The sequence below is a fragment of the Serratia sp. 506_PEND genome, assembly GCF_001076875.1.
Classification (GTDB): domain Bacteria; phylum Pseudomonadota; class Gammaproteobacteria; order Enterobacterales; family Enterobacteriaceae; genus Serratia; species Serratia marcescens.
In genome coordinates this window covers 1-7,007 of record NZ_JVEL01000320.1, presented here as the reverse complement: position 1 = coordinate 7,007, position 7,007 = coordinate 1, and the positions used below count along the sequence as shown (strand labels likewise).

Genomic DNA, 7,007 nt, shown 5'->3' with positions numbered 1-7,007 from the left:
CCTGCCGATCGGCTGCCGCCTGGGGCCACGCTGCCCTTACGCACAGAAGAAGTGTATCGAAACGCCGCGCCTGCGCCCGGTCAAAAACCACTTCTTCGCCTGCCACTTCCCGCTGAACATGGAGGAGCAATAACATGGAAACGCTGTTGGAAGTGCGCAACCTGAGCAAAACCTACCGCTATCGCACCGGGCTGTTCCGCCGCCAGCACGTCGAGGCGGTGAAATCGGTCAGCTTTACCCTGCGCGAAGGCCAGACGCTGGCGGTGATCGGCGAGAACGGCTCCGGCAAATCCACGCTGGCGAAGATGCTCTCCGGCATGGTGGAGCCGACCGCCGGCGAACTGTTGATCGACGATCATCCGCTGGAATTCGGCGACTATCGCTACCGCAGCCAGCGCATTCGCATGATTTTTCAGGATCCGAGCACCTCGCTCAACCCGCGCCAGCGCATCGGCCAGTTGCTGGATGCGCCGCTGCGGCTGAACACCGATCTTGAGCCTGCCGAGCGCGAGCAGCGTATCAACCAGACGCTGCGCCAGGTCGGCATGCTGCCGGATCACGCCTACTACTATCCGCACATGCTGGCCTCCGGGCAAAAACAGCGCGTCGCGCTGGCGCGCGCGCTAATCCTGCAACCGAAGGTGATCGTCGCCGATGAGGCGCTGGCCTCGCTGGACATGTCGATGCGCTCGCAAATCATCAACCTGATGCTGGAGCTGCAGGAAAAACACGGTATTTCCTATATCTACGTCACCCAGCACCTCGGCATGATGAAGCATATCAGCGACCAGGTGCTGGTGATGCACGAAGGGGAAATCGTCGAACGCGGCAGCACCGCGGAGGTGTTGGCGGCGCCGCTGCACGAATTGACCAAGCGCCTTATCGCCAGCCACTTCGGCGAGGCGCTGACCGCCGATGCCTGGCGGCGCGACGGCGGCCGCTTCTGAGTCACGCCTTCACCTACAAACCCGCTGCGGCGGGTTTTTTATTGCGGTACGCGCCTGCCGCTTAGCAAGAAAACGCACATACAAATTACATTCTTGTTATATATCCTTATATTTTATTCCTTTCAGTTATTGATTAGTCCGTAACATTATTTTATCTCGCCAGGGCGATCGGTGAGGATATCCCCTACGTTGAGTCTCTCATACGACAGGATATCGCACTGATGAACAGCCTTCGCCATCGCCGCCTCACGCAGCTTCTGCTCACCCTGGCCGCCGGTTTCTCTGTTTATGGCCACGCGCTGTGCTGCGATGAGCTGCGCTAAATCCGCCTTTCGCCCCGCCTGGGGGCATGTTGCCTCTTTGTCCAGCCGCCGCTGCCGTACGCCGCGTTGGCTGTTGATCATGATTAAGGATTGACCCTATGGAACGACTCCGTCGACAACATAATGCCCAGTGGTATCACGAAACCCAAAGCAGCGTGCGGGGCGATGCGCCGCTGGAGCCTCAGGCGGCCACCCTTCGCGATCGCTTTCTGCTGGGGCTGGGCGCCTTCGCCGATGAAGCCTTAAACAATGCGCTCAGCGCTCGCGCCGGGGTGTTCAACGCCTCATTGGCCGGCTACCATGCGCTGTTTCCCGATCAGGTGCCATTATCACGATACGTGACAATGTCACCATATGATCGCCTCAGCACCGCGTTGACCGTCGCTCAGGTGACGGGCGTGCAGTCGCTTTGTAGCCACTATGCCGCCCGCCTCGCCCCGCTGCACAGCCCGGACGCTTCCCGGGAAAGCAATATCCGCCTCGCCCAGATCACTCAATACGCCCGCCAGCTTGCCAGCCAGCCCACGCTGATTTGCCGCAAGGCGCTGCAACAGCTTGGCGACGTCGGGCTGAGTCCGGCGGATATCGTCACCTTTTCGCAAATCATCGGTTTTGTCAGCTATCAAGCGCGCGTGGTCGCGGGCGTCGCGGCGTTGGCCGGCCGGCCGGCGGCGGTGGTGCCCGGCTTCCCTAACGTCGAAGACGCCGTTGGCGTCGCTTTCAGTGCCGAAGAGTTAAGCTGGACCGCGCGTCTGCCGCCGATCGACACGGAAGCCGCCGCTGCCGAACAGCTTGACGTGCTGGATCAGAGTCACCCGCAGGCGCGCGCCGAATCTTATTATCTGCTGTTGGCGCACGATGCCGCCGCACTGCGCGAGCGTAACGGGGTGTTCAACGGCATCAATGCCGAAGGATATGGGTTATCGAGCCGCCTGAAGGCGCTGGCGACGCTGGCGGTTTCGCGCATCAACGGCAGCCATTATTGCGCGGCCACGGTGACGCAAGAGCTCCAGGACGACGGACTGGCCCAGGCGCTGTTCGCCGGGCTGCCTCAGGGGCTGGCATTTACCGAGGATGCCGTCAAACGCGCGGTGATCCACACCGCCGCCGAGCTGACGCGCGCACCGGAGAAATTTACCCCGCAGAGCGTGCAGCCGTTGTTCAACAGCGGCCTGAATCAGGCGCAGGCGCTGGAAGTGATCCTCACCGCCGCGCTCTACGCTTGGGAAAATCGCCTGCGCCAAACGTTGGGCGATGCGGAACCGGTACAACCGGCGCTGTGATCTGTCATCACTGAGTTGACGGCTAACGTTCTTCGCCGTTAACTCCCCCCTTCTCTGTTTTGGCGAAAAACTTCACCAAAATATAAATTGATAAAGCAAAAATCCAAACACACTTCATTTATCAGGATTATGATTCGTTTTATTCTGCCACCGGCGAAAAACAGGGTTCGTCAAAATTATGTCTGCAAACAAAGCAATAGGCAGATTGCGCCATCGCTCAATTCTGTAACCGTTCTCATCGCAGAAGCAGTAAAACAAGGTTTTAACCCTGCTAATTAATAGATGGACTCATTAAAACCCCTAACCTTTCAGCAGTGGTCGTCTTGCTATTTAGTTTCTATGATTAAGCCGATAGCGGCGTTGTGATGACCCATTTTAAATATTCAACAAAGATAAAAGCTCGCCGTTATTCTCATTATTTTCAATTTTCTATCACAGCAAAAAATATTGTGAGGTAACCCTATGTCTGAACAAGAACTTAAATCCAGCAACAGTATCGTTAACGTGATTGTTGTCATCGATACCGATGCCCTGATAGAAGCATTCGAGAATAACAATCCCAGCCAGGACGCCGGCAACCCGACGGGCATTGGCCATCAATACGCCTATATGGTCGTCACCTCCGAACAGGTGATCGGCGGCTCCGGCACGGCGGACCTGAACTTTAAGGCCAATGTCGGCGACGTCATTCGCTGGACCGGCACCTCTGAATCCGCCAATTTCGACGCCAGCGTGCTGATCTACGGGCTGCCGCAGTTCGGCAGCGGCACCCAGGTTTTCTCCAACCCGACCTTCAAAATGTACACCCGCAGCTCGATGATGCCGGCGCAAAATACCGTATTCCCCGTCAGCTTCACCAACCAAACCTATTGGTTTATACAGGCAGACATTACCAATACCGGTACGGAAAACTATTGCATTCAATTTGGCCTTTATTATCGGCCAAACGGCGGCGATCAGAAATTACTGGGTTATTTCTATTGGGATCCGACCATTACCATCAGCAATTAACATAATTTCATCGGCCGTTAGAGAAAACATGATGATGGCCCCACGGGGCCATCATCATGGCTGGAACGTCGGATAAACATAAACGTCTCTATTCCTTTTGCCGACGCAGCCACTCGCTGGCGGCGTCGAAGAATTTTTGCGCCAACGGCGTAGCGCGCTCCGCCATATCGACCACCACCGCCGCATGACGCGGCATGGCGCCGATGGCCACCGGGCGCCGCTGCAGCTCGGGCAACAGCGGCGATTGCAGCTGGCCACGCGGGAACAGCCCGCAGCCCAGGCCGACGAAAATCCCCTCCAGCAGTTGGAAGATCGACGCGGTCTCGAGCCGCGTGTGCAGCGTCAACCCGGCGTCGCGGAAGTGCTGATCGAGATAGCGGCGGAAATAACGCGTCGGTTCGGCCAGGCACAGCGGCAAGGCGGCCACCGCCTCCAGCGGCAACGGCGTGTCGCCCACCAGCTTAGGGAAGTGTTGCGGATGAAATACCAGCTCGACGCCGGTTTCCACCAGCGGTTGCGATTGAAAATGCAGTTCCTTCAGCGTCGACAGCTCGAAAAAGCCGATGCCGATGTCGACGGTATGCGCCGTCAGCGCCTCCAGCAGTTGATCGGCGCTCAGCACCGCCAGCCGGTAATCAAGATGCGGATAACGCTCGCTGACCGCCTTGAGCATTTCAGCCACCGAGATGCTGCACTGCGGCACCACGCCAAGGCGCAACGTGCCGTGCAAACCGTGCTTGAGCGACTCCACCTCCAGCTTCAGTCCTTGGTAAACCGAGACAATCTCACGCGCCCACGCCAGCACCCGCTCGCCTTCGGCAGTAAAACCGCCGAAATGGTTGCCGCGGTTAATCAGCGAAACGCCCAGCTCTTTTTCCAGGTTTTTCAATCGCATGGACAGCGTCGGCTGGCTGACGAAGCTGGCCTCCGCCGCTCGACCGAAGTGGCGTTCCCGTTCTAAATTACACAAATAAATCAGTTGTTTAATATCCATAGCGCGGCTCAATGATCGGCATTCGCGCTCAGTATACCACCGGGCGTCGTCGCTCGCCCGGTGAGTCAGAGCTTCAGCTTCATGTAATCCATCAGGCGCGAGAACACGCCGCCCTGCGGCACCGCCTGCAGCGCCACCAGCGGCAGGGTTTTCACCACCTGGCCATTATCGCTGATGCGGATCTCGCCAACGGTTTGTCCTTTGTTGATCGGCGCTTCCAGCCGCGCGGCATTGATCACGTACTGCGCCTTCAGTTTGTCCGCCTCGCTTTTCGGCAGGCTGAGCGACTGTTCTTGCGCGCTGCCGACCGGCAAGCGGTGGCTTTCGCCGTACCAGACCGGTTCGTCCCCCAGGCTCTGGCCGGCGCTGAACAGGTGCACCGTGGTAAAGTCGCGCAGCCCCCACGTCAACAGCTTACGCGCCTGTTCCTCGCGGCCTTTGGAACTTTTGCCGCCCATCACCACGGCGATCAGGCGGCGATCTCCTTCGGTGGCGGAGGCGATGATGTTGAAGCCGGCCGAGGCGGTGTGCCCGGTTTTCAGGCCGTCGACGTGCAGGGTCTTGTCCCACAGCAGGCCGTTGCGGTTCTGCTGCGTGATGCCGTTCCAGGTCAGCGATTTCTCGCTGTACATATGGTATTCCGCCGGCTCGCTCATGATGATGGCGCGCGCAATCACCGCCAGATCGCCGGCGGTGGTGAACTGCCCCGGCGCATCCAGCCCGTGTACCGTTTCGAAATGGGTGTTCTGCAGGCCCAGCTGCGCGCTCTTCTCGTTCATCAGCTTGACGAAGTTGGCCTGGCTGCCCGCCACATAATCGGCCATCGCCACGCAGGCGTCGTTGCCGGAATCGATGATGATGCCGCGGCTGAGATCGCGTACCGTGACCCTGTCACCAGGCTTCAGGAACATCAGCGAGGAGCCTTTGAACACCGGGTTGCCCTGCGCCCAGGCGTCTTTCCCCACGGTGACGACATCGTCGAGGCCAATCTTATGCTGGTCGAGCGCGTGGTCGATCACCAAGCCGGTCATCAGTTTGGTCAGGCTGGCCGGATTGCGCCGCTCGTCGGCATTGCCGGCGGCCAGCACCTGGCCGGTGGTGTAATCCATCAAAACGTAAGAGGCGGCGTCTATCGCCGGTGGGGTCATGGTGGGAAAATGGGGCGTCGTTTCCGCCGCCTGCGCCGCCAAAGGCAGTAATATACCGCCGATCACCACTGATACTGAACGCTTCACGCTGTGTTCCTCAGGCCCGCAGGCTGAATAAAATGCCAATATAATCCGCGAGATAGACTGCATGAATTCACTTTCAGACGAAACCATTACTCTTTTGCAGCGGGTGTCTTTATGCAACCATTTGTTTAGGTCAGCGTCCGCCTGCGATAGATACGCTCTATGCCGCCATTGCACCATTCGATTAGACGCCCGCCTGCCGCGCTCCTAAACTTGTGACATAAATACGCAAAACGCATAAAAAAGCGTTTACTTTTTAGCTACAACCACCTGCGAAGTGTCACCATGAAATTCAAACCGTCAATCAAGCCTTATACCGGCCCGGCGGGCGGCTGGGGTTCGCTTGAAGCCACCACCCGCTTTGTCCTCGACAGTAAACAAACGCTAAAAAACATGCGCAACCTGATGCGCGTCAACAAGGCGCGCGGCTTCGACTGCCCCGGTTGCGCCTGGGGCGACGACAATCACAGCACCTTCAGCTTTTGCGAAAACGGCGCCAAAGCGGTCAGTTGGGAAGCGACGCGCAGCGCCGTGGAGCCTGAATTCTTCGCCGCCCACAGCGTCAGCACCCTGCAGCAGCAGAGCGACTATTTCCTCGAGTATCAAGGGCGCCTCACCCATCCGATGCGCTACAACGCCGAAACCGACCACTATGAGCCTATCCATTGGCCGGACGCGCTGGCACTGATCGCCAAACACATCAACGGCATGGACAACCCGAACCAGATCGAGCTGTATACCTCGGGCCGCGCCAGCAACGAAGCGTCGTACCTTTATCAGCTGTTTGGCCGCATGCTCGGCACCAGCAACTTCCCCGACTGTTCCAATATGTGCCACGAAGCGAGCGGCGTTGGGCTGAAGCAGAGCATCGGCGTCGGCAAAGGCACCATCCGCATCGATGACTTCGAAAAGGCCGACGCCATCTTCGTGTTCGGTCAAAATCCCGGCACCAACCACCCGCGCATGCTGCACAGCCTGAAAAACGCCGCCCGACGCGGCGCGCGCATCGTCAGCTTTAACACCCTGCGCGAGCGCGGGCTGGAAAGGTTCGCCGATCCGCAGGATCCGGTGCAGATGCTGACGCCAAAATCCTCGCCGATCAGCTCTTCCTATTACCAGCCAAATCTGGGCGGCGATATGGCAGCGGTGCGCGGCATGGTGAAAGCGCTGCTGGAAACTCACCGCCAGCGTATGGCCGCCGGCGAACCCGCCCTGTT

General features: G+C 58.6%; 7 protein-coding genes and 1 pseudogene. 5 read left to right on the top strand and 3 right to left on the bottom strand.

The features are described from left to right. Both ADK28_RS31395 and sapF read left to right on the top strand, forming a co-directional pair. Positions 1 to 133 (top strand): annotated as a pseudogene (locus tag ADK28_RS31395) (peptide ABC transporter ATP-binding protein); the annotation flags it as partial. Between the two features lies 1 nt (position 134). Continuing rightward, a complete protein-coding gene (gene sapF, locus ADK28_RS09000; protein WP_004930589.1) occupies positions 135 to 947 on the top strand; it encodes a putrescine export ABC transporter ATP-binding protein SapF in 813 nt (270 codons plus the stop codon). Positions 948 to 1,093: 146 nt separating this feature from the next. On the opposite strand, the gene ADK28_RS08995 is transcribed toward sapF, so the two are convergent. Continuing rightward, complete coding sequence (locus tag ADK28_RS08995; RefSeq protein WP_033640157.1) at positions 1,094 to 1,351, bottom strand: hypothetical protein; 258 nt, start codon at positions 1,349 to 1,351, stop codon at positions 1,094 to 1,096. Between the two features lie 17 nt (positions 1,352 to 1,368). Between ADK28_RS08995 and ADK28_RS08990 the strand changes: the two genes are divergently transcribed. Further along, positions 1,369 to 2,553: a CMD domain-containing protein gene (locus tag ADK28_RS08990; RefSeq protein WP_016927548.1), complete on the top strand. Its 1,185-nt coding sequence runs from the start codon at positions 1,369 to 1,371 to the stop codon at positions 2,551 to 2,553. 462 nt (positions 2,554 to 3,015) lie between these two features. Then, positions 3,016 to 3,564, top strand: coding sequence for an inclusion body family protein (locus tag ADK28_RS08985; RefSeq protein WP_015378018.1), 549 nt, complete (start codon positions 3,016 to 3,018; stop codon positions 3,562 to 3,564). Between the two features lie 88 nt (positions 3,565 to 3,652). On the opposite strand, the gene ADK28_RS08980 is transcribed toward ADK28_RS08985, so the two are convergent. Both ADK28_RS08980 and dacD read right to left on the bottom strand, forming a co-directional pair. Then, complete coding sequence (locus ADK28_RS08980) at positions 3,653 to 4,558, bottom strand: LysR family transcriptional regulator (protein WP_048795475.1); 906 nt, start codon at positions 4,556 to 4,558, stop codon at positions 3,653 to 3,655. A 65-nt stretch (positions 4,559 to 4,623) separates the two neighbouring features. Further along, positions 4,624 to 5,793, bottom strand: a complete 1,170-nt coding sequence (gene dacD, locus ADK28_RS08975) for a serine-type D-Ala-D-Ala carboxypeptidase DacD (protein WP_048795474.1) — start codon at positions 5,791 to 5,793, stop codon at positions 4,624 to 4,626. Positions 5,794 to 6,075: 282 nt separating this feature from the next. Here dacD and ADK28_RS08970 point away from each other — a divergent pair. Then, positions 6,076 to 7,007, top strand: a 932-nt coding sequence (locus ADK28_RS08970) for a molybdopterin-dependent oxidoreductase (RefSeq protein WP_048795473.1), incomplete at its 3' end; no start/stop codon positions are given.

Excerpts from the sequence above, each read along its gene's own strand:
- ADK28_RS08980 (WP_048795475.1), bottom strand. The coding sequence starts at position 4,558 with ATGGATATTAAACAACTGATTTATTTGTGTAATTTAGAACGGGAACGC.
- ADK28_RS08995 (WP_033640157.1), bottom strand. The coding sequence starts at position 1,351 with ATGATCAACAGCCAACGCGGCGTACGGCAGCGGCGGCTGGACAAAGAG.
- ADK28_RS08985 (WP_015378018.1), top strand. The coding sequence starts at position 3,016 with ATGTCTGAACAAGAACTTAAATCCAGCAACAGTATCGTTAACGTGATT.
- sapF (WP_004930589.1), top strand. The coding sequence starts at position 135 with ATGGAAACGCTGTTGGAAGTGCGCAACCTGAGCAAAACCTACCGCTAT.
- ADK28_RS08990 (WP_016927548.1), top strand. The coding sequence starts at position 1,369 with ATGGAACGACTCCGTCGACAACATAATGCCCAGTGGTATCACGAAACC.